Origin of the sequence: Streptomyces sp. NPDC014861 (genome assembly GCF_043081625.1) — a bacterium.
Lineage (GTDB): Bacteria > Actinomycetota > Actinomycetes > Streptomycetales > Streptomycetaceae > Streptomyces.
Map to the genome: position 1 here is coordinate 116,152 of NZ_JBIBWV010000003.1, position 23,890 is coordinate 140,041.

Consider the following 23,890-nt stretch of genomic DNA (forward strand, 5'->3'; position numbering starts at 1 on the left):
AATCGAAGGGTGCCTACGGAGCGCGCCTCCCAACTCGGTTCGGTGTCGCCGCTCTTGACTCCCAGGTTTCGGGAGTTTTACGTTGCGCAGTGCTGAGAGCGCTCTCAAAACCGTTTCCGCGGTCGCCTCCCGGCCACCGCGAGCGATCCCCCACCCCTCTCCAACGAGCCAACGAGGTGCTGTACGTGTCAGCTCCCCGCTCCCGACCGGCCGCGTCGCTGGTCCTCACCGCCGCCCTGGCCGCAGCCGGTCTCGTACCGGCCACGGCCGGTCCCGCCTCCGCCGCCACCGTCCCCGTGGGGGCCGGCGGCTACTCCGACACCCGCCCCGCGGGAACCTCGGGACCCACCACCAACACCGGCGCCCCCGTCACCCCCAAGGTGACCGCCGCCGCCAAGGACCGGCCCGTCCCCACCAACGACTGGTGGTCCTCCCTCGCCTTCCAGCGCTACGGCGACAACCCGTACTCCACCCCCATGTACGGGCACCCGCTCACCTACCAGGCCGTCGCCGGCGGCCTCCAGATCGGCTATCCGACCACCCCGGCGATCGTCGGCGACGGGCGCCAGTACGAGTTCGCCCACAAGGCCGACCTCACCCTCGGCCTCACCGGCCTCAACTCGCCCGACGCCAAGGCCGACGACTGGTCGGACTGGACCGTCACCCCCTACTGGTCGGACGGCGCCCGCACCCTGCGGACCACCATCGGCCACGGCCTGCCCTTCGTCTACGCCCGGGGGACCGGCGGCGACGCCCGGATCACCACGGCCTCGACCCCCACGGTCTTCGCCGACCAGGGCAACGTCCTCGGCATCACCGTCGGCGGCCACCACTACGCCCTCTTCTCGCCCGGCGGCACCGACTGGAACGTCTCCGGCACCACGGTCACCGCGGGCCTCGGCGGCAAGGACTACTTCTCCGTCGCCGTCCTGCCCTCCACCGACGCGCTGGCCACCTTCCGCAAGTACGCCTTCAGCTTCGTCACCGGCTCCCGCGTGAGCTGGTCCTCCTCGGCGGGCAAGGCCAATGCCACGTACACCCTGACCACCGAGGCGAAGGAGGGCTCCGAGACCGGCACCCTCCAGGCGCTCTACCGCCACCAGTGGCTGAACTCCACCGACCCGCTCACCCCGTACACCTACGTCTCCCCGCGCGGCACCATGAAGGTCCGCGAGGGACGCTCCTTCACCACCAGCCGCAAGCAGGCCGCCGTCCTGCCCGGCCTGCCCGCCTCCGGCGCGGTGGACCAGGCGCGGCTGCGCGGCTACCTGAACGAGGTGGTGAACTCCGCCGACCCGTTCTCCGGTGCCACCGACACGTACTGGACCGGCAAGGCGCTCGGCAAGCTCGCCCAGCTCGTGCCGCTCGCCGAGCAGCTCGGCGACACCGCCCTGCGCGACCGGCTCCTCGGCCTGCTCAAGGGCCGGCTCCAGGACTGGTTCACCGCCGGCGGCGCGAACGAGTTCTCGTACGACCGGACCTGGAAGACCCTCACCGGCTACCCGGCCTCGTACGGCAGCGACACCGAGCTCAACGACCACCACTTCCACTACGGCTACTACGTGTACGCCGCCGCGATCATCGCCCAGTACGACCAGGCGTGGGCCGCGGACTCCGCCTGGGGCGGCATGGTGAAGACCCTCGTCCGCGACGTGGCCAACCCCAGCCGTACCGACGCGGCCTTCCCGTTCCTGCGCGGCTTCGACGTGTACGCCGGGCACAGCTGGGCCTCCGGCCACTCCGGCTTCGCCGCCGGCAACAACCAGGAGTCGTCCTCCGAGTCCACCAACCTGAGCGCCGCGCTGGTCCTGTGGGGCTCCGCGACCGGGGACACCGCCCTGCGCGACCTCGGCGGGTACCTCCTCGCCACCGAGTCCGACGCCATCGGCCAGTACTGGTTCGACGCCGACCAGCAGGTCTTCCCCGGCTCCTTCGGGCACGACACCGTCGGCATGGTGTGGGGCAGCGGCGGCGCGTACTCCACCTGGTGGACCGCGAACCCCGAGGAGATCCACGGCATCAACACCCTCCCGGTCACCTCGGGCAACGCGCTGCACATGGGCGCCTACCCGGGCGCCATCCGGCGCAACCTCGCCGAGATGGAGCGGGAGAACGGCGGCCCGGCCGTCGAATGGCGCGACATCCTGTGGGAGTTCGAGTCGCTCGCCGAACCGGCCCGCGCCAAGGGCCGCTTCGACGCCACGGGCGGCAACTACACCCCCGAGGCCGGCGAGACCCGCGCCCACACCTACCACTGGCTGACGACGCTGGACGCCCTCGGCGCCCCCGATGCCTCCGTCACCGGCTCGATCCCGACCTCCGCCGTCTTCCTCAAGGGCACCGAGCGCACCTACGCCGCCCACAACCACGGCTCCGCGCCGGTCACCGTCACCTTCTCCGACGGCAAGTCCCTGACCGTCCCGGCCCGTTCGACCGCCACCGGCAAGGGAACCGGCACCATCCCCTGCGGCCAGCCCGGCGGTCCCGTCTGCCCCGAACCCGAGCCGGGCACCGGGGACACCTTCCGCCTCAAGAGCGGCGGCAGCCTGACCACCGCGACCGACACCACCGCCGGCAGCGACACGATCGCCTCCGCCGGCGGCGCCAACCACGACGGCACCCCGCACCAGCCGCTCGTCTACGAGGCACGGAACCTCACCGGCACCCTCACCCCGGGCGCCACCACCGCCTTCCGCCTCGCGGTGGACGCGGGCACCGCTGTCGGCCTCGGCCAGCAGGTCCGCGTCAGCTACGACCTGACCGGTGACGGCAGCTTCGAGCGCACCGAGACGTACCACTACTTCGCCACCGACCCGGTGGCCGGCTGGGAGCGCTACGACCAGACCCGCGGTCTGAAGTCCGCCACCGGCACCCTCGGCAACCTGCGCGGCGGCACCGTCCGCGTGGAGCTGTGGAGCGCCATCGGCAACGGCACGGCCGCGGTCAGGACCGGCACGGCGGACTCCGTGCTCGTCATCCCCTACGACTGAGGAAGCACCGCGCCGGGCCTCACGCCGAGGCCCGGCGCACCAGCGTCGTGGGCGTGATCAGCGGGTCCGGGGCCGACGCCCCGGACCCGAGGTCGTTCAGGAGGCTCATGAGCAGCCGGACCATCAGCCGCCCCATGCCCTCGATGTCCTGCCGGACCGTCGTCAGCGGCGGCTCGGTGCGCTCGGCGATCGACGCCACATCGTCGAAGCCGACCACCGCCACGTCCTCCGGCACCCGCAGCCCGCGCTCCCGCAGCACCCGCAGGGCGCCCGAGGCCATCAGGTCGTTGGCGGCGAACACCCCGTCCACGTCCGGCCTGCGGTCCAGGAGCTCGGCCATCGTCCGGGCGCCGCTCTCGGCGGTGAAGTCCCCGTGGCGCAGCAGCGCGGGGTCCGGCTCGCCGAGCGCGTCACGGTAGCCCAGGGCGCGGTCCACCGCCGAGGTCTGGTCGCGCGGCCCGGCCAGGTGCGCCACGACGCGGCAGCCCCGGTCGACCAGGAGCCGCACGGCTTCGCGGGCCCCGCCGCGGTTGTCGCAGTCCACGTAGGGCAGCTCCGGGCCGATCCCGTCGGTCGGCCGTCCGCCGAGCACTGTCGGGATCTTCGCCCGGCGCAGCACTCCCGTCAGCTCGTCCTCGTCGTGGAGCGAGAAGGCGAGGGCGCCGTCGACGTGCCCGCCGCCCAGATAGCGGGCGATCCGGTCGTAGTCGCCCGGGCTCTCCACCCAGAGCAGCACCAACTGCGAGTCGTGGGCGGTGAGTTCCCGGCTGATGCCGCGCACCTGCTCCTGGAAGAAGGGGTCGGTGAAGATCCGGAACTCCGGCTCCGCGATGACGACGGCCACCGCGCCGTTGCGCCGGGTGACCAGGGTGCGGGCCGCGAGGTTGGGGACGTACCCGAGCTCCTCGACCGCCTGCCGCACCTTGTCGACCAGGGGCGGGCGCACCCCGGCACCGCCGTTGACGACCCTGGAGGCCGTCGCCCGCGACACGCCCGCGAGGGCCGCGACCGCCTCCAGGGTCGGGCGGGCTCCCGTCGTCTGCTCGGCCACGTCGGCCCCCTTCATCTGCTCCGGTCCGCGGAGCGGGCGGCTGCCCGGACGGACCGCGTGATGTACCGGGATCAGGATATCCGTACGACCGAGCCGTCTGAGAGCGCTCTCTGGAGTCTTTTCGATCAGGCTCGCCGGCGGGGCGGAGGAGACGACGCGAGCTGCCGCCGGGCGTCGTCGCCGCTGACGACCGAGGACATGGCGAGCCCGGCGGGGCCAGGACCCCGCCGTCGTGGTTCCGGACGCCCAGGGCGGGCCGCCCCGCCGACGGGTCGGCGCACAGCCGGGCGGCGGGCGCCGGGCCCGGCTCGTCGTGTCGCGTCCCCGTCGTTCACCCGTGGCGGTGGTCGCGGCCCGTACGCGCTCCCCGACCCCGTCCGGGTACGGCAGCGTGACCGCCATGAACGTCCGCCGTACCGCGCTCCCGCTGCTCACCGCCCTGCTGGTCGGCGGGTGCGTGGGCCTTCCGAAACCGTCCGCGCCGCCCGCCGCGCAGCCCCAGGCGACCAGGCCGCCCGCGCTCGCGCCCGCCGACCGGCGGCCCCCGTCACCGCTGCCGTCGCCGCTCCCGGCGGGCCCGGTGGAGGCCGCGCCCCGGGAGGAGTTGGGGGCGGTGGAGCCCGACGGGGAGCCGGGGGAGAGGGTGGGCGAGGCCGGGGCCGTGCCGGTGCGCGGTTCCGGGGCGGGGCGGGCACCCGTACGGCCTCGGGGCGGCGGGAGCCGGGAACCGGCGGGGTACGGAGGCGGGGCCGCGCCCGGTACGTCGGCACCCCGCCCCGCCGCGCCCCGTCCGGTGCAGCGGAAGCCGCGCCCGCCCCAGGCCCGTGCCGCGACGCCGCCGCCGCGCGGGCCGGTGCCCGCACCCGCGTCCACGCGCCGACCGACGGCGGGCGGGCAGGCCCCGGAGATGCGGAGCCTGTGCCGCGAGGCGCAGCGGATCGACGCCCCCATGGGCGCGGCGGACCTGTGCCGGAGCATGTACGGCCACTGACGGCCCCGCAGCCTGACGGCCCACGCTTACAGGCGCTCAGTCGGCCGGAAGACGTGGGCCGCTGGACCCTGCCGTCGGGTCCAGGGCGAACGCCACCGCCCGCGCGACGGCCGTGCTGCGCGACCGCCCCTGCTTCCACCGCGCCGGCGTGCCCGTCGCCCGGGAGCTCGGCCCCCTCGTCGTCACGGCCCTCCTCATCGGCGGATAGGCCGACGGCCGGCTGCCGCTCGGTGGCCTCCTCGCGGCGGCGGCGGCGGCGACGGCGACGGCGACGGCGAAGGCGCCGGCACCTGTCCCGGCGGCCCGCCGGGCGGCCGGGACGCGGAGCGCGGCCCAGGAGGGCGGGTCGGTCAGGTCGGCGGCCGGTCCCGGGTGAGCAGGGCGAAGCCGGCCCGGTCGACGGAGACGCTCGCGGCCGCCAGGACCACCACGCCGGTGCCGGAGTCGCGGTCCAGGCCCAGCCAGGACCGGAAGCCGCCGGTGCCACCGTTGTGCAGGGTGACCGACAGGTGCCGGAGCCGCAGGGTGACCCAGGCCGCGCCGATCCGGGTGCCCCCGCTGAACGGGGCGACCGGATCGAGCGCGGCCGTCCCCGGCGCCGTGCCGTCGAGCAGCGCGGCGGTGAAGCGCGCCATGCTGCCGATGTCGGCCCGGATCCCGCCGGCCGGCCCCAGCGCCTCGCCCGTCCACGGCTCGCGCGGCCTGCCCCGCCCGGTCCTCCCCGCCAGCGCGTCGGCCCGCAGCTCCGAGGGGTCCGACGGCAGGTAGAAGCAGTCGAGGCCGAGCGGCGCGCCGATCCGCTCGGCGACCAGCTCCGCGTACGACGTCCCGGCGGCGGCCGCCAGCGCGTGCCCCAGCAGCTCGAAGCCGAGGTTCGAGTAACGGGGACGCTTCGGGCCGAGCCGCACCGTGCGGGCCTGCTCGATCAGTCCGGCGACGTCCTCGCCGTACGGATTGGTGCCGTGCCGCCACAGCGCCACCGTCCGCCGCCACGGCTGCGCCGAGCCCGGCACCCTCGGCAGCCCCGAGCGGTGGGTGGCCAGCGCCCCCAGCGTCACCCCGCCGGCCGGCGCGTCCGCCAGCGGCAGAAGCGCCCCGAGCGCCGTCCCCGCCGTCACCTCCCCGCGCTCCAGCGCGTCCGCGTACAGCAGCCCGGTGACCCCCTTGGACACGGACCCGATCTCGAAGTCCGCCTCCGGCCCGGCCCCCACGGAGGCCGTCACGATCTCCCCGGCCCGCACCACGGCCCCGGCCACCGGGAACCTCTCCCCGGCCAGCTCCCGCAACCGCCCCGCCAGCCACCGCTCACCCTGCTCCCCATCCATGAGGGCCACCTTAGGACCCGTCCGGCCGGAGCATGAGGGGCCGGTCGCGGAGCGGCCGCCGGCGGCGCTCGGACGCCGGCGGCCGTCCACCGCGAGGCACTGTGAGCCACGTCACGGATTCCGCTTTCCCTCTTTCCGTTATCGCGGTCCTCGGCCGAGGCTCTCCTCTGCGCAGGGAACTCCGGGAACGGGCTAGAGAAGGACGGACGGCGTGCAGCAGACCATGGGTGTGGACCAGACGGCGGAGTGGATACGGGCGGCGCAGTACGGCGACCCCTGGGCGTGCGACCAGCTTCTGGGCGCCCAGCGGCCGCTCGTCCACGCACTGGTGTCCCGCGCCCTCGTCGCCCGGCCCTCCGTCGCCGCCGAGACCGTCGTGCAGGAGACGCTGAGGCGCGCCCACGGCACGCTGCACACCCTGCCGTACCCGGAGATGTTCCGGCCCTGGCTCGTCGCGCTGGCCGTGGACACCACGCTCGGCCACGCCGCCGGCGGTCTCGACGAGGCCGGGGGGTGGCTGGAGCTCCAGGACGCGGTGCTCGCCGCGCTCGGCTCGCTGGAGGACGAGGGGGCGCTGCTGCGGTACGAGACGGCCGCCGCGCTCCAGTGGACGCCGGAGGACACCGCGCTGCGCATGGAGACCGTGCGGGCACGCGTCGACGCGGCCCGGTCCGTCGGCCTGGCGCTGGCCCGGCGGCCCCGCTGCCCCCGGCTCCAGGAGCTGACCGCCGGCTGGGACGGGCGGCCCGGCGCCGGGTGGCGCGACCATCTCGCCACGCACACGACCCGGTGCGGCGCGTGCGCCGGGATGGAGCCCGCGGCGCCCGTGGCTCCCGCCGCTCCCGCCCCGGCGGCGGCGCCCGCGATGCCCGAGGCCGTCGCCTACGAGCCGCCGCAGGACGACGACGCGACGCGGGCGTACGACCTCGGGGGGCTCGCCGCCGTTCCCGTGGGGCGGCGCGGGACACGGGCGGACCGCCGCCGGAGGCGCCAGGTCGAGGAGCGGAGCCGGCGCCGGGCCGCCGTCGCGGCCGGGATCGCGGTCGTCGCCGTCACCGGCGGGGCGTTCTCGATGTACGGCGGGCGCGACGGGCAGGAGGAGCTGCTGGAGGCGAACCGCGCCGTCGTCCCGGGCCCCGACGTGCCGCTCACCCACGACCCGGACTCCCTCTCGACCACCTCCACCCCCCTCGGCGGGACCCCTTCCGCCTCCGCCACCCCGTCCGCCCGGGCCACCACCACCGCCGCCACGACCGCCTCGGCGAAGCCCGCGGGGAAGACGGCCACCGCCCGGCCGACGACCGCGAGCCCCAGCCCGCAGCGCAGCACCGCCGCCCCGGCGCCCACCATGCCGAAGAAGACCGCCGCCCCCACGACCGCCGCCCCGAAGCCGACCCGCACGACGGCGACGCCGGCACCGACCCAGACGCCCGACACCGATCCGGCACCGGGCGGCGGCGCGCAGAACGACGGCGGCCAGTCCTCGGCGGCCGACGAGGTGATCTCCCTCGTCAACGCCGAGCGCGCCAAGGCGGGCTGCGGGCCGCTCACCGCGAACGCGACCCTTGCGCGCGCCGCGCAGGGCCACTCCGCCGACATGGCCGCCCGCGACTACTTCGACCACACCAACCCCGACGGCGACGGCCCCGGGGAGCGGGTCACCGCCGCCGGCTACCCCTGGTCCACCTACGGCGAGAACATCGCCATGGGCCAGACCACCGCCGAGCAGGTCATGGAAGGGTGGATGAACAGCCCGGGCCACCGCGCGAACATCCTCAACTGCGACTTCAAGGAGATCGGCGTCGGCGTCCACACCGACGGCGGCCCCTACTGGACCCAGGTCTTCGGCGCCCGCTGATCCCCCGGTCCCCGTCCCGGGTCCGCCGACCCCGCCGCCGCGACCACGGCGGACAGCTCGACCCGGGACCGGATTCCGAGCCGGGCGTAGACCCCGCGCAGATGGTGGTCCACGGTCCGGGGGCTCAGTGACAGGCGGGTGGCGATCTCCTGGTTCGTGGCGCCGTCCGCGACGAGCCGGGAGATCCTCAGCTGCTGCGGGGTGAGCCCGGCCAGGGCGAGCGGGTCCGGGCGGCGCGTGCCCGGCGCGCCCGTCGCCCGGAGCTCGGCGCGGGCCTGCCGGGCCCACCCCTCGGCGGCGGCCCGCTCGAAGGTGACCAGCGCGTCGCGCAGCGGGCCGCGCGCCTCGCCCGGACGGCGCCGCCGACGCAGCCAGGCGCCGTACGCGAAGAGGGTGCGGGCCCGCTCGAAGTCGTTCCCGCCGTCGTCGTGGCGCCGCAGCGCCTCGCCGAACCAGCGGCTCGTCTCCTCGCCGTGGTGCGCCACCAGGGCCCGGCACCGGGCCAGTTGGGCCGGAGCCGGACGGTCGATGCCGAACCCGGCCCACCGCGCGTACTCCTCCGTCGCCGCCCGCGCCTCCGCCGCCCGCCCCGACGCCACCGCCGCCTCCACGAAGCACGGCACCGCGAGCATGCGGAGCGCGAAGTGGCCGCCGTGCGGTCCCGGGCGGACCAGCGGGGCGAGCCGCGCGGCGGCCTGGGCGGCGAGGCCTTCGCCCAACTCGGCGCGGGCCAGAGCCCATTCGGCGAGGGTCACCGCCTGGGCGAGGCCGTGCGGGCGCCCGATCGCGAGCGCCCGCTCCGCGTGCTCCGCGACCGACGGCCCCTCGCCCGTCACCGACGCCACCAGGGCGAGCACCGCGTGCTGGTGGGCCGCGGAGTTCAGCTGGCCGGTGGCGCGGGCCGCGCGCAACCCCTCCCCGGCGGTGTGCCCCGCCCGCGCGTATCGGCCGGCGCGCAGCTCGGCGTACGCGAGGTGTTCCAGGATCCGGGGCAGCAGCGAGGACCGCTGCTCGGCCCGCGCCCGCGCCAGGGCCCGCCCGTGCAGCCGGGCCGCCGCCGTCACGTCCCCGAGCACCAGCGCCGCCGAACCGGCCCGCAGGAGCAGCCGCGGCTCGTCCCGGACCGCGCCGACCGCGACCACCGCCGAGAGCGGGGTGCGCGCCCGGTCCGGGCGGACCGTGAGCGCCGCCCGCAGCCCGTCGGCGAAGGAGCGCTCCGTGCCGGGCACGGCCGGTGCCAGGTCGAGCGCGGCGAGGCAGGCGCCGACGTCCCCCGCTGCCCACGCCGCCTCCATGGCGAGGAACCGCGCGTCCGCGGCCTCGGCAGGCTCCCGGTCCCGCAACACCTTCGCCGCCTGGACGAACGCCTCGTGCGCGTCCATCACCGGTCCGCCCGCGAGCGCCGCGAACCCCCGCGTCACCAGCGCCCGCCCCCGCGCCGCCGCGGACCGCGCCCGCACGGCCGGCGGCGGCCCGAGGCGGTCGGCCCGGTGTCGCTCGTGACGGTCGGGGAGGCCGGGGGAGGGGGAGCGGGGGGACGAGCCGGGGCGGCCGGGGGAGGCGGGGAGGGCGGTGGAGGCGGCGAGGCCGACGGCGTCGGGGAGGGCGGGGGAAGGGGAGTGGTGGGAGGAGTCGGGGTGGCCGACGGTGTCGGGGTGGCCGGGGGAGGCGGTCGGGTCGGCGGCGTCGGGAAGGCCGGGCAGGGAGGGGGAGGGGACGGTCCGGTCCGCCTCGCGCGGGTCGCCGTTCGGGCGACGGTCCTGCCGCCGGTCGTGGACGCGGTCGCCGGGCCCGGCCGCCGCCGCGCGCCGCAGGAACGGGTCGGGGAAGGCGAGCGCGTCGCCCTGGCGGTGCAGCAGTCCGGCCGCGACCAGGCCGTCGAGGGTCTCGGTGGGCACGCGGAGGGAGCGGGCGCGGGCCAGAGCGGCGACCAGGTCGGTACGGTCGCGGTCCCCGGACACCGGTCCCGGAGCGGCCGGTGAGTCCGGCGCGCCGCAGGCCCGGGCCACCACGCCGAGCAGCCGCCGCCCGTCCACCGGCAGCGCGGCGAGCAGCGCTTCGTAGACCGCGCCCAGGACGCCGTCGTCCACGAGCCTTCCGGGGCGGGGCGCCGTCCCGGCGAGCACGCCGGGCGCGAGCCTCCGGACCGCCTCGACCAGGACGCCCGGATGCCCGGCGGCCTCGTCGAGGAGCCGCTCGGCCACGGCGGGCCCGGCGCGCCCCCCGCCGGCGTCGTCGAGCAGGGCCCGGGCACTCGCGCGGCCGAGGCGCGGCAGCCGGACCAGCGGCGCGGTCTCCGGGGCGGGGAGGGGACGGCCGGGCGCGGACGCCACCAGCCAGCCGACCCGGGCCGCGCCCCGGGCGCCCGGCGCCCGCCAGTGCGCGGTGAAAGCGGCCCGCGAGTGCGCGTCCCACAGGGGGAAGTCGTCGAGGCAGAGCAGGACGGGCCCCCGGCCGGCGAGGCAGCCCGCGAGCGCCGCGGCGATGCCGTCCGGGCCGCGGGCGAGCCGGGCCGCCCGGCAGGCCGCCGCCCCGGACGGGGCCAGCGCGGTGAACAGCGCCCGCGCCCCGCTCCACGGCACCTGGCGGCGCGCCGCGCCGACCACGTGCGCCTCGCCCGGGAAGTCCCGCGCGGCCCGCTCCAGCAGCGCCGAGCGCCCCTCGCCGGGCCCGCCGGCCACCCGTACCACCCGCTCCGCCGCCGCCGGATCCGGCAGGGGCGACAACAGTTGGGAGACGGCGGCGAGTTCGGCCTCCCGTCCGTACAGCGCGGGCCCGGTGTCGGCGGTCACGCCCGTCACGCTAACCGGCCCCGCGGCGGGCGGGAACGGAGCGGTACGGGGGTCTGGGCCGCGGCCCAGACCCCCGTACGACGCACTGTGCCCGCGCACAGGGCGTCCGGGCCGGACGTCAGGAACCGAGCGGGCACGTGCCCCGGTACTCGTCGATCGTCAGGCTCGGCCGGGGCAGCGGGCAGAGGAACTGCTCGTACCGGGTGTCGTCGTCGACGAAGCGCTTCAGCCACGCCAGGCTGTACTTGGCGAGCGTCGTGTTCGAGGTGTTGGGCGTGAAGTGCGTGGCGCCGTTCAGCTCCAGGTACGCCTTGTCCAGGTCCGAGGGCAGGCTCTCGTAGAACGGCTCGGAGTGGGTGGCGACGGGGGCGACCGTGTCGCCGTCCGCGCCGATGACCAGCGTCGGCGTACGGAGCTCGGGCCAGGTCTTGTCGGTGTTCCAGCCGGTCAGCGGCACGGCCGCCTTGAGGCTCGGCCGGCTCTTCGCCGCTTCGAGCGTGCCGCCGCCGCCCATCGAATGGCCCATCACCGCGAGCCGCGAGGCGTCGACGCGTCCTCGGACCGCGCTCCGCTGTGTGAGGTGGTCGAGCGCGGCGAGGAGCTGGCGGCCCCGGCTGTCGGGCTGGTCGAGCGTGGTGAGCGTGTCGATGACGAAGACGACGAAGCCCTGTGACGCCAGCCGCGGCCCGAGCCAGGCCACCGACGACTGGGTGGCGGTGAACCCGGGCGAGATCGCCACCGCGCCGAACGTCCCGTCGGCGGTGCTCGTCGGGTAGTAGATGGTGCCGCCGCCGAATCCGGAGGCGGCGAGCGAGGAGACGGAGGTCTGCGCGACCGCGTACGAGCCGCGCGCCGCCTCGACGCTCGCCTCGGTGGGCGCGGGGCCCCGCTCGTACGGATTGCCGGCGGCGGCTCCCGCACCCGGGGCGAGGAGCAGCGCGAGGCCGGCGGCGACGGCGGTGGCCGCGGCAAGGTATCGCTTCACGACGAAGTCGTCCTCTCGTGTCGTGGGGCGGCCGCCCCGTGGGGAGGGAGGGCCGCTGCCGTGTGGGACGGCCCCGCCACTGTGGGGGCGGCACGGAACGCCGTCATCGGCACAATCACCGGCCCCGCGCGCGCCCGCCCGGCGGCGACCTCGCCACCGCGCGGGGTCCTGTCCCCGCCGGCCGCTCCTCGCGGGCCCCGGGTCCGTGCGGGCCGGCTCCACCGTCACCCCCGGGCTCGGGAGGGTACGGGTCCCGCCCCGGCCCCGCCCGTGCTCGGGACCGTATGAGCCCCACCCCCGCCCGGGCTCGGGAGGGTTCGGGTCCCGCCCCCGCCAGGGCCCGGGACCGTACGAGCCCGGACCCCGCCCCGCCCCCGCTCGGTCTCCGGGGCCGTGGCAGACTCGGGCCCCACCGAGCACCCACCGATCGGCCGACTGGAGGCCCGATGACCGTCCGTTCCCGGTCCGCCGCGTCGCCGGCCCTGGTCGTGCGGCACGGAGCCGAGGCGCCGGCCGGCGCGGTGCTGCTGCTGCACGGCGGGCGGGAGGACGGGCTGGAGGCGCCGCCGCTGCTCAACCTCCCCGCCCTGCGCATGCGGCCGTTCGCCGGAGCCCTGGGGCGGGCGGCGCGCGGCCGGCCGGTCCTGGTCGCCGAGGGCCGCTACCGGCACCGGGGGTGGAACGGGGCGCGCGCCGACGCCGCCCGGGACGCCGAGACCGCGCTCGCCGGACTGCGGGCCCGCTTCGGGGCGATTCCGGTCGTGCTCGTCGGCCACTCCATGGGCGGCCGGGCCGCGCTCGCCGTCGCCGGGGACCGGGCGGTCCTCGGCGTCGTCGCCCTCGCGCCCTGGTGTCCGCGGGGCGAGCCGGTCGCCCATCTCGCGGGCCGTCGCCTGCACCTGCTCCACGACGAGGCGGACCGGGTGACCGCGGCGGGCGACTCGTGGGAGTTCGTCCGCCGGGCCCGGGAGGCCGGAGCCGACGCCACCGGCATCCCCATGCCGTCCGGCGGCCACGCCATGCTGCGCTCCGCGGGACTGTGGCACCGACGCGTCACCGAACTGGCCCTGGAGACCCTGGCGTCCGCACCCGCCTGAGCCTCACGCCCGGTCCGGAGCCGAGACCTGCCGGGTCCTTCTCCGGGCCCCTGCCGGGCCCTTCCCCGCACCCTCACCGCCTCTTCCCGGACCCCCACCGGTCCCCTCCCCGGACCTTTCCCCGAACCCGTCGCCGCGCATCCGAGGCATGCTCGATTCGCGGGAACGGGTATATCGGGACAGGATCGGGCGAAAGTGGGGGCGTGTGACGACGTCCCCGCGCGGTCGCGAGGCGGGCCCCGCCGCCCCGCGCGGGTCCGAGGAGGCGGCGGTGTCGGAGCTCATCGTGATCGGGTACGCGGACCGTGCCGCCGCCGAGGAGGCCCTCGGCACGGTGCAGGACCTCCAGCGCGACCAGGTGGTGGGGCTCAACGGCCTCGCGGTCGTCTCCGTCGACGAGGAGGGACGCACCCACGTCGACACCTCGAACCGGGTCGTCGGCGTCACCGCCGCGACGGGCGCCCTGTGGGGCACCATCTTCGGCATCCTCTTCCTCGCCCCGGCGGTGGGCGCCCTCACCGGCGCCGCGCTCGGCGGACTCGTCGGCCGGCTCAGCAAGTCCGGCATCGACGACCGCTTCCGGCAGCAGGTCGGCGACCTGCTGACGCCGGGCAGCGCCGCCCTCGTGATCATGGCCGCGAAGCTCACCGAGGACAAGTTCACCGCGGCGATGCAGCGCCACGGCGGCACCGTCCTCAAGACCTCCCTCAGCGACGCGGACGAGAAGGAGCTGGCCGAGCAGCTCGCCGGCCCCGAGTGACCGCCACCGCCACCGACTCACCCCCTCCCCCTCCAGGCGTCCACCGACCCACAGGAAGGCCCTTCCATGGACCCCGTCCTCAGCAGTGAGGTGCTCACGAAGCTGCGCCGCCCCCGGCCGTACCCGGCCGTCTCGCTGGTGATGCCGACGCACCGCCGCGAACCGGACAACGCCCAGGACCCGGTGCGCCTGCGTAATCTACTCTCCGAGGCCGAGAAGGCGCTCACGGGCGACCCGGACGTGCCGCGCGAGCGGCGGCTCGACATCCTCGACCAGCTGAACCGCGCCGTCGCCGAGGTGGACCTCGCGCACGCCGAGGACGGCCTGGTCGTCTACGCGGCGCAGGGCGAGCACCAGGTGTGGACCCTGCCCCGGACCGTTCCCGAGCGGGTGGTCCTCGCGGACACCTTCCTCACCCGGAACCTCGTCGCCGCCCGCGCCGCCGAACAGCCCTACTGGGCCCTCGCCGTCGCCGCCGACCGGGTCTCGCTGTGGAGCGGCGGCCCCGAGCGGGCCACCGAGGCCGCCCGGGACGGCTTCCCGAGGACCCGCAGCCTGGAGGACCCGGACGCCGAGCGCAAGGAGCGCGTCGGCGACCTGCCCAGCACCTTCCAGGACGAGGCGACCCGGCAGTTCCTGCGCGAGGCGCACGAGGGGCTGCGGAACGTCCTCGCCTCCGAGCCCCGCCCGCTGTACGTCATCGGCTCGGCACCGGCCCTCGCCCTCCTGGAGGAGCTGGGCCCGCTCGCCCCCGAGACCGTGACCGTCCCGCACGGCGGCCTCGCCGACGGCCCGGCCGCCGCCGTCCACGCCGCCGTCGAACCCTCCCGGGCCGCACGCGAGGCCGCCGCCGTGACGGCGGTCGCCGCCGAGCTGGACGCGGCGCGCGGCCGGCGCGAGTTCGCCGGCGGCATCGACGAGGTGTGGCGCGCGGCGAAGGAGGGCCGGGCCCGGCTCGTCGCCGTCGAGGACGACTACCGGACGGTCGTGCGCGAGGAGGGCGGCCACCTGGAACCGGCCGGGGCCGGCGACACCGGCGCCCGCGACGACATGGTCGACGAGATCGTCGAGCGGGCTCTGGACACCGGCGCCGAGGTCCGCTTCGTCCCCGGCGGCTCGCTCGACGGCCAGGGTCGCATCGCCGCCGTCCTCCGCTACTGACGCCCGCCGTCCTCCGCCGCCGACGCCCACCCCCCGGCCCGACCGTGCGCCTGTCCACGACCGCCGGACCGCTGTATACGCTGGCCGGGTGGCCAGTGGACAGGGAGAGCGCGAAGTGCCGGACATGCGGGACCTCGGGGGCGGCGACGGCGGCAGGGCGGGCGGCGGGGACGTCGGCCTCCAGCGGTTCGCCGTGGCGCTGCGGCGTACCCTCGGCGAGCTGAACCGAGTGGCCCACGGCTTCGCCTCCGACCAGCGCCTGCACCCCACCGACGTCCAGGCCCTCTCCTTCGTCCTCGACCACGAGGGACCCGTCACCCCCGGCCTGCTCCGCACCCATCTGGGGCTGACCTCGGGCGCCGTCACCGCGTGCCTGGACCGGCTGGAGAAGGCCGGGCACATCCGGCGGACCCGCGAGAGCGCGGACCGCCGGGTGGTGCACGTCGAGTACGCCGACGGCGCCAAGACCGTCGCCCGGGACCACTTCCGCCCGCTCGCCCACGCGACCGAACGGGCCCGCGAGCGCTTCGACGAGGACGAACTCGCCACGGTGCTCCGCTTCCTGGAGACCCTCAACGACGAGCTGGCCGCGCTCGACGTCCCCCCGCGCCGCTGACCGTCCGACGCGCCGGTCAGGGAGCGTCGTCCGCGCGGAAGGTCCCGGCCCGCCGTCGTGCCGCCGTACGGGCCGTCCGCGTGGTTGACGCGCGTCGACCCGGCGGGCCAGGCTTCCTCCCCACAAGCGTGTTCTGACAGATGCATGACATGCCCAGGGAGGCTCGCCCGATGTCCTCGCACCCCCGCGTTCCCGTTCGGCTCGTCCCCGCCGCGTCGCCCGCGGCCAGACTCCTGCTCGCGCTCGTCCTGCTGGTCGCCGGTCTCGCCGGCGTCGTGGCCGGCGCGAGCCCCGCCCGCGCCGACGGCTGCTACACCTGGTCGCGCACGCTCTCCCAGGGCGCGACCGGAGCCGACGTCACCCAGCTCCAGATCCGCGTCGCGGGCTACCCCGGCTACGGCGCCGTCCTCGGCATCGACGGCTCCTACGGTCCGGCCACCGCCGCCGCCGTGAAGCGCTTCCAGTCCGCCTACGGCCTCGCCGCCGACGGGGTCGCGGGCCCCGCCACGTTCAGCAAGCTCTACGCGCTCCAGGACGACGACTGCACCCCGATCCACTTCACCTACGCCGAGCTGAACAACTGCAACAGCACCTGGGCCGGCGGTGCCGTCAGCGCCGCCACCGCCAAGTCGAACGCCCTGCGCACCATGTGGAAGCTGGAGGCCCTGCGGCACGCGCTCGGCGACCAGCCCCTCAGGGTGACCAGCGGCTTCCGCAGCACGGCCTGCAACGCCGCCGTCGGCGGCGCCTCGTCCAGCAGGCACCTCTACGGTGACGCGGCCGACCTCGGGGCCGGCCCGCACTCGCTCTGCCGCCTCGCCCAGCAGGCCCGCAACCACGGCTTCAACGGGATCCTCGGCCCGGGCTACCCCGGCCACTCCGACCACACCCACGTCGACCACCGGCCCGGCCGCTACTGGTCCGCGTCCTCCTGCGGCATCTGACCCCGCTCACGACTCCGGCCCGGCCCCGCTCACGACTCCGGCCCCGCTCACGACTCCGGCCCGACCCCGCTCACGACTCCGGCCCGGCCACGCGCGCGCGTGGCCGGGCCGGAGCCGTCGGAACCACGTTCAGTACGTGACCCCCACATGGGCCAGCGCCTGCTTCAGGAGGACGCCGTGGCCTCCGGGCATCTCGCTCTGGACGGCCAGGGACGCGGCCTCGTGGGGGGTGAACCAGACCAGGTCGAGGGCGTCCTGGCGGGGGCGGCAGTCGCCGCTCACCGGGACGATGTAGGCCAGCGACACCGCGTGCTGGCGCGGGTCGTGGAAGGGTGTGATGCCCGCGGTCGGGAAGTACTCCGCGACCGTGAAGGGCTGGAGCGAGGCGGGCACGCGCGGGAGGGCCACCGGGCCGAGGTCCTTCTCCAGGTGCCGCAGCAGCGCGTCCCGGACGCGCTCGTGGTGCATCACGCGTCCGGAGACGAGGGTGCGGTTGATCGTTCCGTCGGCGCCGATGCGGAGCAGCAGTCCGATGCTCGTGACCTCGCCGCTGTCGTCCACCCGTACGGGAACCGCGTCGACGTACAGGATCGGCATCCGGGCACGGGCCGTGTCCAGCTCGTCCGTGGTCATCCAGCCGGGCGTGGTCTCAGTCATGTCAGACATCGCCTGATCATACTTTCCGCCACGCCCCCTCCGCTGTGATTCCGGCATCCGCCGTTCGGGTGGCTCCGGCCGCCGCCGTCGACTACTTGACCGAACCGGCCATCACCCCCTGCACGAAGTGCTTCTGGAAGGCGAAGAACACGAGCAGCGGCACGACGAGGGAGAGGAACGCCCCCGGCGCGAGGACCCCGATGTTGCTGCCGAACTGCCGCATCTGCGACTGGAGCGCGACCGTCAGCGGCTGGGACTCCCCGTCGGCGAAGAGCAGCGCTACCAGCATGTCGTTCCACACCCACAGGAACTGGAAGATCGCCAGGCTCGCCAGCGCCGGCCGTCCCAGCGGCAGCACCAGCCGCCGGAAGATCCGCCACTCGCCGCCGCCGTCGAGCCGGGCCGCCTCCAGCATCTCGCGCGGGATCTCCGCGAAGAAGTTCCGCAGCAGGAAGACGCCGAACGGCAGCCCGTACGCCACGTGGAAGAGGACGACGCCGGCCACCGTGCCGAACAGGCCCACGGCGCCGAAGAGCTTGGCCACCGGCAGCAGACCGATCTGGACGGGGACCACCAGCAGGCCGACCACGACGAGGAAGAGCCAGTCCCGGCCGGGGAAGTCCAGCCAGGCGAAGGCGTATCCGGCGAGGGCGGCCACCCCGACGACGAGGACGGTGGTGGGCACCGAGATCAGGACGGTGTTCCAGAAGGCCTGGACGAGCCCCGAATCCTCCAGCAGGGCACGGTAGTTGTCGAAGGAGAGCTGTGAGGGCTCGACGATCGAGGTCCACCAGCCGTCGGCGGCGTTGTCCCGCTCGTCGCGGAGCGAGGAGAGCAGCAGTCCCGCCAGCGGCGTGATCCAGACGAGGGCGACCAGGACGAGCAGCGACTGCACGGCCGCGCTCCCGAGCCACCGGGTGACGCGCGTGGGCCTGTTCATGAGCCGCCGCCCTTCCGGAACCGCCGGATGTTGAAGACCATCGCCGGGACGACGAGCAGGAGCAGCAGCACGCTGAGGGCGCTGCCGAGGCCCTGGTCGTTGCCGCCGCCGAAGGAGACCAGCCACATGCGGGTGGCCAGCACGTTCGCCTCCTCCTGCACCGGGCCGGGGGCGATCACGTAGACGAGGTCGAAGACCTTCATCACGTTGATGACCAGGGTCACGAAGACGACGGTGAGGACGGGGGCGAGCAGCGGGACCGTGATCCGGCGGAAGATCTGCCGTTCGTTCGCGCCGTCGACCCGGGCCGCCTCCAGGACGTCGCGGGGGAGTGCCGCGAGCCCGGCCCCGATCAGCACCATGGAGAAGCCGGTCCACACCCAGAGGTAGGCGCCGATGATCGCCGGGGTGACGAGCGCCGGGCCGAGCCAGTCGACGCCGCCGTACCCGGCGGCGAAGTTCGCGGCCGGTACGCGCAGCCGGTAGGTGCCGTCGGCGAGTCCGTCGAAGCGGAAGGCGCCGTCGGCGGACGTCCGCGCGGACGCCACCGCCTCGCCGTCCCGGACGGCCTCGACCGTCATCCCCGGGAGTCCCTTCTCCCGCCCGTCGACCACTCCGGGCCGGCCGCCGGTCCCGGGCGTGAAGTCGAGGTAGACGGTCCCGGTCAGGGCGCCCGGTTCCGGGGCCGGGGCCCGGGCCGGCTCCGCGTCCCCGGGCACAGCCCCGGGGGCGACGCCCACGAAGGGCAGGGCGGCGGCCGAGCCGGGGCGGAGCTCTCCGGTCGTGTAGCCGTCGGCCGGTGCGCCGGTCAGGCCTTGGTTCTCCCGGGCGCGGGCGGTCGGATAGGGGGCGGGTGCCTCGAAGGCGTCGTGGACGCCGACCACCACCGCGTTGAGCACGCCCCGGTCGGGATCCTGCTCGTACGCCAGCCGGAAGACGATGCCCGCGGCGAGGAAGGACACGGCCATCGGCAGGAACAGCACGAGCTTGAAGGCGGTCGCCCAGCGGACCCGCTCGGTGAGGACGGCCAGCAGGAGTCCGAGGCCGGTGAGCAGGACGGGGGCGACGACCACCCAGATCGCGCTGTTGCGCAGGGCCTTCAGCGTGGCGGGGTCGCGGACCATCTCCACGTAGTTGTCGAGGCCCACGAACCGGTCCCCGCCCGCGTCGAACAGGCTGCGGGCGGCGGAGAAGACGACCGGGTAGGCGACGAGCGCGCCGAGGAGCAGGAGGGCGGGCAGGGCGAAGGCGGCGCCGAGGAGCCGCCTTCTGCGCAGGGCGCGGCGCCGCGGGTCCCCCGCGGCGCGCGCCTTCGGCCGCCGGTCGCCGGCGGACCGCCGGTCCTCGCCGGACTTTTCTTCGACGGCGGACTGCCGTTCCATGGCGGTCCGGCCTCAGTTCCCGTACGCCTTGGCCGCCGCGGCCTCCAGGGCGGCCGCGGTCCGCTCCGGGTCCGAGGGGTCGCGGAGGAAGTCCTGGAGGAGCTTCCACTCGCCGGCGCCCTTGGTGCCGCCGAAGGCCGCCGGTGCCTGGTCGGACATGTCGAAGCGGACCGAGTCGCCCGCGGCGACGAGCGAGGCGGCGGTGGCCCGCGCGGTGTCGTCCGCGTACGCCTCCGGCTTCACGTCCTTGTTGGGGGAGAGGAAGCCGCCGGCCCCGGCCCACACCGAAGCGGCCTCCGGAGTGGCGAGGTACTCGACGAGCTTCATCCCGGCGTCCGCGCTCTTCGCGTCCTTGAGGACGACGGCGGCGTCGCCGCCGCTGACCACGGGCGCCTTGCCGCCACCGACCGGCGGGAAGGGGAAGAACCTGGCGTCCTCGCCGGGTTTCCGGCCGAACTCGTCCTTGGCGACGCCGCCGACGAAGTCGCCCTCGTACACCAGCGCGGCCTTGGGCTCGGGCCCGAAGACCTTCTCCACCGAGCCGGGGAAGTCGGTGCGCAGCGCCTCCGCGGCGCCGCCCGCCACCAGCCGCTCGTCCTTGAAGACCTCGGCGAGGGTGGTGAGCGCGGTGACGACGCTGGGGTCGGTCCACTTCAGTTCGTGGCGTGCGAGCCGGTCGTACTTCTCCGGTCCCGCCTGCGACAGGTAGACGTTCTCGAACCAGTCGGTGAGCGTCCAGCCGTCCTCGCCGGCGACGGCGAAGGCGGGCCTGCCGGAGTCGGCGAGCGTCCGTCCGGCCGCGAGGAGTTCGTCCCAGGTCCCGGGCTCGGTGACCCCGGCCTGTTCCAGTGCGTCGGGGGCGTACCAGACGGTCGACTTGTGGGCGGCCTTGAAGTAGAGCCCGTAGAAGGTGCCGTCGACCGTGCCGTAGTTCTTCCACACCGGCGCCAGGTTCCCGCCGGCGGTCGTCGCGGCCTGCTCGGAGAGCGGCTTGAGCCAGCCGGCCTCGGCGAACTGCTGGAGGACGCCGACCTGGGGGACGAGCACGACGTCGGGGGCGTTGCCGCCCTCGATCTTGCTGCCGACGAAGGTGGAGACGTTGTCCCCGGAGGGGACGAACACGGTCTTGGCGCCGGTCTTCGCGCTGAACGCGTCGAGGACCTTCTTGAAGTTCTTCTGCTCGCCGCCGGTCCACACGCCGGCGACCGTGACGGTCGTGCCGGCGAGTTCGCCGCCGGACTTCGGGGTGTCGCCGCCTTCGCCGCAGGCGGTGGCGGTCAGCGCCAGGGCGAGGGTCGCGGAGAGCGCGCCGGCGGCGCGGAGGGTGGTGCGGGAGGGTCGTCGCATGGTCGTCCTTCCTTCGCGGCAATGCCTACATGTTAAGTAGCAATGACGAAAGCATGTCAACCATGGCGACTCAACGCGCTTCACAAGCAGCAAAGTTGGGAAGGCAGGGGAGGGTAACGAGAACCGCTCTACCTAACGCGTAGGTAGAGCGGTCGAGGGAAGGGAGGGACGGTCGTGACCTCAGGAGCCGACGGGGGCCGCCGAGTCCCGCCCCTCGTGCGGGATCGCCGCCAGCTCGCGCGTCAGCCGCCGCACCCCCTCCTCGGGCGAGCTCCGCAGCGCCAGCACGTCCTGCGCGACCGCCTGCACCGCCAGACTCACCTGGTCGTACCGCGCGCTCTTGGGCCGCGGCACCGCCGCCAGCACGCTCTCCCGCAGGATCGGCAGGTACGGATGGGCCGCCACCAGCTCCGGATCCGTGTACAGCGAGGCCCGCACCGGCGGCAGCGACCCGCGCGTCAGCACCTGCCGCTGCACCCGCTCGCTCGTCAGGTACGCCAGGAAGTCGGCGGCCGTCGCGGGGTGCCGCGACCGGGCCGACACCGCCAGGTTGGAGCCGCCCAGCACGCTCGTCCCCGGCCCGTGCGGCCCCGGCAGCGGCGCCGCCTCGAACCGGCCCGCCACCGCCGACCCCGGCCGGGCCGCGTCCGCGTACACGTACGGCCAGTTCCGCAGGAACAGCAGCCGCCCCTCCTCGAACGCCGCCTTCGACTCCTCCTCCTTGAACCGCAGCGCCTCCGCCGGTATCCACCCCTCCCGCACCCCGCCCGCCAGGAACGACAGCGCGGCCCGGGCCGCGTCCGAGTCCACCCCCACCCGCGCCCCCTCCTCGCGCAGCACCGTCCCGCCCGCCGACTGGATCGCCTCCGTGACGTTCACCGTCAGCCCCTCGTACGGCAGGAACTGCCCCGCGTAGCCCCCGAGGCCGTGCTCCGGCGCCAGCGTCCGTGCCAGCCGCGCCAGCTCCGCCCAGGTCCGCGGCGGCCGCTCGCCCGCCGCGTCCAGCACGTCCTTCCGGTAGTACAGCAACCCGGCGTTGGTCACGTACGGCACCGCGTACAACCGCCCCCGGAACGTCGCCGTCCCCACCACCGGCGGCAGGAACGCCGCCAGGTCGAACCGCTCCCGCTCCAGCGGCGCGATCAGTCCCGCCGCCGCGAACTCCGACGTCCACGCCACATCGATGTTCAGCACGTCGAACCGGCGGCTCCCCGACCGCAGTTCGCTCAGCATCTGCGCCCGCGTCTCGTCCGCCGAGTCCGGCAGCTCCACCAGCGTCACCGGCTCCGCCGGCCGGCCCGCGTTCCACTCCTCCACCAGCGGCGCCAGATAGTCCGTGAGATCCCCCGCCGTCACGAACGTCAGGGCGCCCCGCCCCCCGGCCGCCCCCGCCCCCGACGGCGGCGCGCCCCCGGCGCACCCCGCCAGCAGGACCGCCGCCACCAGCACGGCCCTGCCCACGCCCCTGCCCGCGACCTTCCCCGCGGCCCTCCCCGCGGACCGGATCCACCCCATGCGTTCCTCCCGGACGTGGTGCCGAACGCGACGACCCATCGTGACAGACCCCCGCCGCGCCCCATCGGTGATACTGGTCCGGCGGACCCGGCGACCGCCGGTCCACCGGCCCCCGGGCCGCCACCACCGGGCCGGGAACGGCGCACGACACAGAAGGGGGAGCGCGTGCGGCAGCAGCTGCTGGCACTCCTCACCCGGGGCCCCGCCCACGGCTACGAGCTCAAGCAGGGCCTTGAACAACTCCTAGGCTCCGCCTACCCTCAGCCCAACGTCGGCCAGGTCTACGTGACCCTCGGCCGGCTGGAGAAGAGCGGACTCATCGAGGGCGAGGACGTCGAGCAGACGGGCCGCCCCAACAAGCGGATCTACCGCCTGACCGACGCCGGACGGGAGGCCGTCGCCGCGTGGTTCGAGGACACCACCGACGAACCCCGGGTGCGCGACGGATTCTTCATGAAACTCGCCCTCGCCCCCCTCACCGGACTCGCCGACCCGATCGCCCTGATCAACCGGCAGCGGCGGCAGCACCTCAACACCATGCGCGGCCTCTCCCGCCTCGCCGCCTCCGAGGACCGCGACAACAGGATCGCCCACCTGCTCATCGAGGGCGCCATGCTGCACCTCCAGGCCGACCTCGACTGGCTGGAGCGCTGCCAGGAGGAGCTCGAATGACCGCCCCGGGCACCGCGGGGAACCCGCCCCCGCCCGGGGCGATCGTGCACGCCGTCGGCCTGACGAAGACCCACCACGGCGACCGCGCCCCCGTGCCCGCCGTCCGGGGCGTCGACCTCACCGTGCGCGAGGGCGAGTTCGTCGCCGTCACCGGCCCCTCCGGCGCCGGCAAGTCCACCCTCCTCCACCTCGTCGGCGGCCTCGAACGCCCCGACACCGGCCGCCTCTGGATCGGCGGCGAACGCGTCGACGGCCACGGCGAGGCACGGTGGGCCGTCCTGCGCCGCCGGAAGATCGGCGTCGTCTTCCAGTTCTTCAACCTCGTCTCCCACCTCACCGTCGCCGACAACGTCGAACTCCCCGCCCTGCTCGCCGGCGCCGGCCCTCGCGCCGCCCGCGCGAGCCGCGACGAACTCCTCGCCGAACTCGGCCTCCAGGGACGGGAGAACGCCCTCCCCGGCGCCCTCTCCGGCGGCGAGCAGCAGCGCGTCGCCCTCGCCCGCGCCCTCGTCAACCAGCCCGCCCTGCTGCTCGCCGACGAACCCGCCGGCAGCCTCGACAGCAAGGGCACCCGGGACGTCCTGCGGCTCCTCGCCCGCTTCCACGCCCGCGGCCAGACCATCCTCATGGTCACCCACGACGCCCGGATGGCCAGCGCCGCCGACCGCGTCATCAGCTTCTTCGACGGCCGCGTCGCCGACGACGCCACCCTCGGCGACCCCGTCCCCACCCGCCCGGGGGTGACCGGCGTGCTCGACCTGAAGGACTGACCACGCGGGAGGAGAGCCGAAGCGGCGACGAAGGGAA

At 75.6% G+C, this 23,890-nt stretch carries 19 protein-coding genes; 10 read left to right on the plus strand and 9 right to left on the minus strand.

Annotation, left to right across the window (positions count from 1 at the left end; all coding sequences use genetic code 11):
• Positions 1 to 185: 185 nt before the first annotated feature.
• A complete protein-coding gene (locus ACF1BN_RS07290) occupies positions 186 to 2,990 on the plus strand; it encodes a glycosyl hydrolase (protein ID WP_392330595.1) in 2,805 nt (934 codons plus the stop codon).
• A gap of 19 nt (positions 2,991 to 3,009) precedes the next feature.
• Here the strand turns inward: ACF1BN_RS07290 and ACF1BN_RS07295 are convergent, their stop codons facing one another.
• On the minus strand, positions 3,010 to 4,041 hold the full coding sequence (locus tag ACF1BN_RS07295; protein WP_392330596.1) for a LacI family DNA-binding transcriptional regulator: 1,032 nt from the start codon (positions 4,039 to 4,041) through the stop codon (positions 3,010 to 3,012).
• A 400-nt stretch (positions 4,042 to 4,441) separates the two neighbouring features.
• On the opposite strand from ACF1BN_RS07295, the gene ACF1BN_RS07300 reads away from it, so the two are divergent.
• Positions 4,442 to 5,032, plus strand: a complete 591-nt coding sequence (locus ACF1BN_RS07300; protein WP_392330597.1) for a hypothetical protein — start codon at positions 4,442 to 4,444, stop codon at positions 5,030 to 5,032.
• A 350-nt stretch (positions 5,033 to 5,382) separates the two neighbouring features.
• On the opposite strand, the gene ACF1BN_RS07305 is transcribed toward ACF1BN_RS07300, so the two are convergent.
• Positions 5,383 to 6,357, minus strand: a complete 975-nt coding sequence (locus ACF1BN_RS07305) for a serine hydrolase domain-containing protein (RefSeq protein ID WP_392330598.1) — start codon at positions 6,355 to 6,357, stop codon at positions 5,383 to 5,385.
• A 211-nt stretch (positions 6,358 to 6,568) separates the two neighbouring features.
• Between ACF1BN_RS07305 and ACF1BN_RS07310 the strand changes: the two genes are divergently transcribed.
• Complete coding sequence (locus ACF1BN_RS07310; protein WP_392330599.1) at positions 6,569 to 8,215, plus strand: CAP domain-containing protein; 1,647 nt, start codon at positions 6,569 to 6,571, stop codon at positions 8,213 to 8,215.
• Here the strand turns inward: ACF1BN_RS07310 and ACF1BN_RS07315 are convergent.
• Both ACF1BN_RS07315 and ACF1BN_RS07320 read right to left on the minus strand, forming a co-directional pair.
• Positions 8,185 to 11,007: a LuxR C-terminal-related transcriptional regulator gene (locus ACF1BN_RS07315; RefSeq protein WP_392330600.1), complete on the minus strand. Its 2,823-nt coding sequence runs from the start codon at positions 11,005 to 11,007 to the stop codon at positions 8,185 to 8,187. The genes ACF1BN_RS07310 and ACF1BN_RS07315 overlap by 31 nt on opposite strands.
• 118 nt (positions 11,008 to 11,125) lie before the next feature.
• Complete coding sequence (locus ACF1BN_RS07320) at positions 11,126 to 11,992, minus strand: alpha/beta hydrolase family protein (RefSeq protein ID WP_392330601.1); 867 nt, start codon at positions 11,990 to 11,992, stop codon at positions 11,126 to 11,128.
• A 446-nt stretch (positions 11,993 to 12,438) separates the two neighbouring features.
• Between ACF1BN_RS07320 and ACF1BN_RS07325 the strand changes: the two genes are divergently transcribed.
• The 5 genes from ACF1BN_RS07325 to ACF1BN_RS07345 all read left to right on the plus strand — a co-directional run bounded on the left by ACF1BN_RS07325 (position 12,439) and on the right by ACF1BN_RS07345 (position 16,570).
• Positions 12,439 to 13,089 (plus strand): alpha/beta hydrolase, encoded by a 651-nt coding sequence (locus ACF1BN_RS07325; RefSeq protein WP_392330602.1) that lies wholly within the window; start codon positions 12,439 to 12,441, stop codon positions 13,087 to 13,089.
• 271 nt (positions 13,090 to 13,360) lie between these two features.
• A complete protein-coding gene (locus tag ACF1BN_RS07330) occupies positions 13,361 to 13,849 on the plus strand; it encodes a DUF1269 domain-containing protein (protein WP_392330603.1) in 489 nt (162 codons plus the stop codon).
• A 66-nt stretch (positions 13,850 to 13,915) separates the two neighbouring features.
• On the plus strand, positions 13,916 to 15,010 hold the full coding sequence (locus ACF1BN_RS07335; protein WP_392330604.1) for a chemotaxis protein: 1,095 nt from the start codon (positions 13,916 to 13,918) through the stop codon (positions 15,008 to 15,010).
• A gap of 124 nt (positions 15,011 to 15,134) precedes the next feature.
• The gene (locus ACF1BN_RS07340; RefSeq protein WP_392331003.1) at positions 15,135 to 15,626 is read left to right on the plus strand and encodes a MarR family winged helix-turn-helix transcriptional regulator; all 492 of its coding nucleotides are present in this window, start codon (positions 15,135 to 15,137) and stop codon (positions 15,624 to 15,626) included.
• A 170-nt stretch (positions 15,627 to 15,796) separates the two neighbouring features.
• The gene (locus ACF1BN_RS07345; protein WP_392330605.1) at positions 15,797 to 16,570 is read left to right on the plus strand and encodes a D-Ala-D-Ala carboxypeptidase family metallohydrolase; all 774 of its coding nucleotides are present in this window, start codon (positions 15,797 to 15,799) and stop codon (positions 16,568 to 16,570) included.
• A gap of 129 nt (positions 16,571 to 16,699) precedes the next feature.
• On the opposite strand, the gene ACF1BN_RS07350 is transcribed toward ACF1BN_RS07345, so the two are convergent.
• The 5 genes from ACF1BN_RS07350 to ACF1BN_RS07370 all read right to left on the minus strand — a co-directional run bounded on the left by ACF1BN_RS07350 (position 16,700) and on the right by ACF1BN_RS07370 (position 22,411).
• Positions 16,700 to 17,227 carry an NUDIX hydrolase family protein gene (locus ACF1BN_RS07350; protein WP_392331004.1) on the minus strand — a complete coding sequence of 176 codons (528 nt, stop codon included), beginning with the start codon at positions 17,225 to 17,227 and terminating at the stop codon, positions 16,700 to 16,702.
• Between the two features lie 91 nt (positions 17,228 to 17,318).
• The gene (locus tag ACF1BN_RS07355; protein WP_392330606.1) at positions 17,319 to 18,167 is read right to left on the minus strand and encodes a carbohydrate ABC transporter permease; all 849 of its coding nucleotides are present in this window, start codon (positions 18,165 to 18,167) and stop codon (positions 17,319 to 17,321) included.
• Positions 18,164 to 19,549: an ABC transporter permease subunit gene (locus tag ACF1BN_RS07360; protein ID WP_392330607.1), complete on the minus strand. Its 1,386-nt coding sequence runs from the start codon at positions 19,547 to 19,549 to the stop codon at positions 18,164 to 18,166. The genes ACF1BN_RS07355 and ACF1BN_RS07360 overlap by 4 nt, the downstream gene beginning before the upstream one ends.
• Positions 19,550 to 19,561: 12 nt before the next feature.
• A complete protein-coding gene (locus tag ACF1BN_RS07365; RefSeq protein WP_392330608.1) occupies positions 19,562 to 20,896 on the minus strand; it encodes an ABC transporter substrate-binding protein in 1,335 nt (444 codons plus the stop codon).
• Between the two features lie 180 nt (positions 20,897 to 21,076).
• Positions 21,077 to 22,411, minus strand: coding sequence for an ABC transporter substrate-binding protein (locus ACF1BN_RS07370; protein WP_392330609.1), 1,335 nt, complete (start codon positions 22,409 to 22,411; stop codon positions 21,077 to 21,079).
• Between the two features lie 165 nt (positions 22,412 to 22,576).
• On the opposite strand from ACF1BN_RS07370, the gene ACF1BN_RS07375 reads away from it, so the two are divergent.
• Both ACF1BN_RS07375 and ACF1BN_RS07380 read left to right on the plus strand, forming a co-directional pair.
• A complete protein-coding gene (locus ACF1BN_RS07375) occupies positions 22,577 to 23,083 on the plus strand; it encodes a PadR family transcriptional regulator (RefSeq protein ID WP_392330610.1) in 507 nt (168 codons plus the stop codon).
• On the plus strand, positions 23,080 to 23,853 hold the full coding sequence (locus ACF1BN_RS07380; protein ID WP_392330611.1) for an ABC transporter ATP-binding protein: 774 nt from the start codon (positions 23,080 to 23,082) through the stop codon (positions 23,851 to 23,853). Before ACF1BN_RS07375 ends, ACF1BN_RS07380 begins: the two co-directional genes overlap by 4 nt.
• Positions 23,854 to 23,890: the final 37 nt, after the last annotated feature.

Bases quoted from the DNA above. Each gene is read 5' to 3' on its own strand.
- ACF1BN_RS07300 (WP_392330597.1), top strand. From the start codon at position 4,442: ATGAACGTCCGCCGTACCGCGCTCCCGCTGCTCACCGCCCTGCTGGTC.
- ACF1BN_RS07305 (WP_392330598.1), bottom strand. From the start codon at position 6,357: ATGGATGGGGAGCAGGGTGAGCGGTGGCTGGCGGGGCGGTTGCGGGAG.
- ACF1BN_RS07325 (WP_392330602.1), top strand. From the start codon at position 12,439: ATGACCGTCCGTTCCCGGTCCGCCGCGTCGCCGGCCCTGGTCGTGCGG.
- ACF1BN_RS07335 (WP_392330604.1), top strand. From the start codon at position 13,916: ATGGACCCCGTCCTCAGCAGTGAGGTGCTCACGAAGCTGCGCCGCCCC.
- ACF1BN_RS07340 (WP_392331003.1), top strand. From the start codon at position 15,135: ATGCGGGACCTCGGGGGCGGCGACGGCGGCAGGGCGGGCGGCGGGGAC.
- ACF1BN_RS07345 (WP_392330605.1), top strand. From the start codon at position 15,797: ATGTCCTCGCACCCCCGCGTTCCCGTTCGGCTCGTCCCCGCCGCGTCG.
- ACF1BN_RS07350 (WP_392331004.1), bottom strand. From the start codon at position 17,227: ATGACTGAGACCACGCCCGGCTGGATGACCACGGACGAGCTGGACACG.
- ACF1BN_RS07355 (WP_392330606.1), bottom strand. From the start codon at position 18,167: ATGAACAGGCCCACGCGCGTCACCCGGTGGCTCGGGAGCGCGGCCGTG.
- ACF1BN_RS07360 (WP_392330607.1), bottom strand. From the start codon at position 19,549: ATGGAACGGCAGTCCGCCGTCGAAGAAAAGTCCGGCGAGGACCGGCGG.
- ACF1BN_RS07365 (WP_392330608.1), bottom strand. From the start codon at position 20,896: ATGCGACGACCCTCCCGCACCACCCTCCGCGCCGCCGGCGCGCTCTCC.
- ACF1BN_RS07370 (WP_392330609.1), bottom strand. From the start codon at position 22,411: ATGGGGTGGATCCGGTCCGCGGGGAGGGCCGCGGGGAAGGTCGCGGGC.
- ACF1BN_RS07380 (WP_392330611.1), top strand. From the start codon at position 23,080: ATGACCGCCCCGGGCACCGCGGGGAACCCGCCCCCGCCCGGGGCGATC.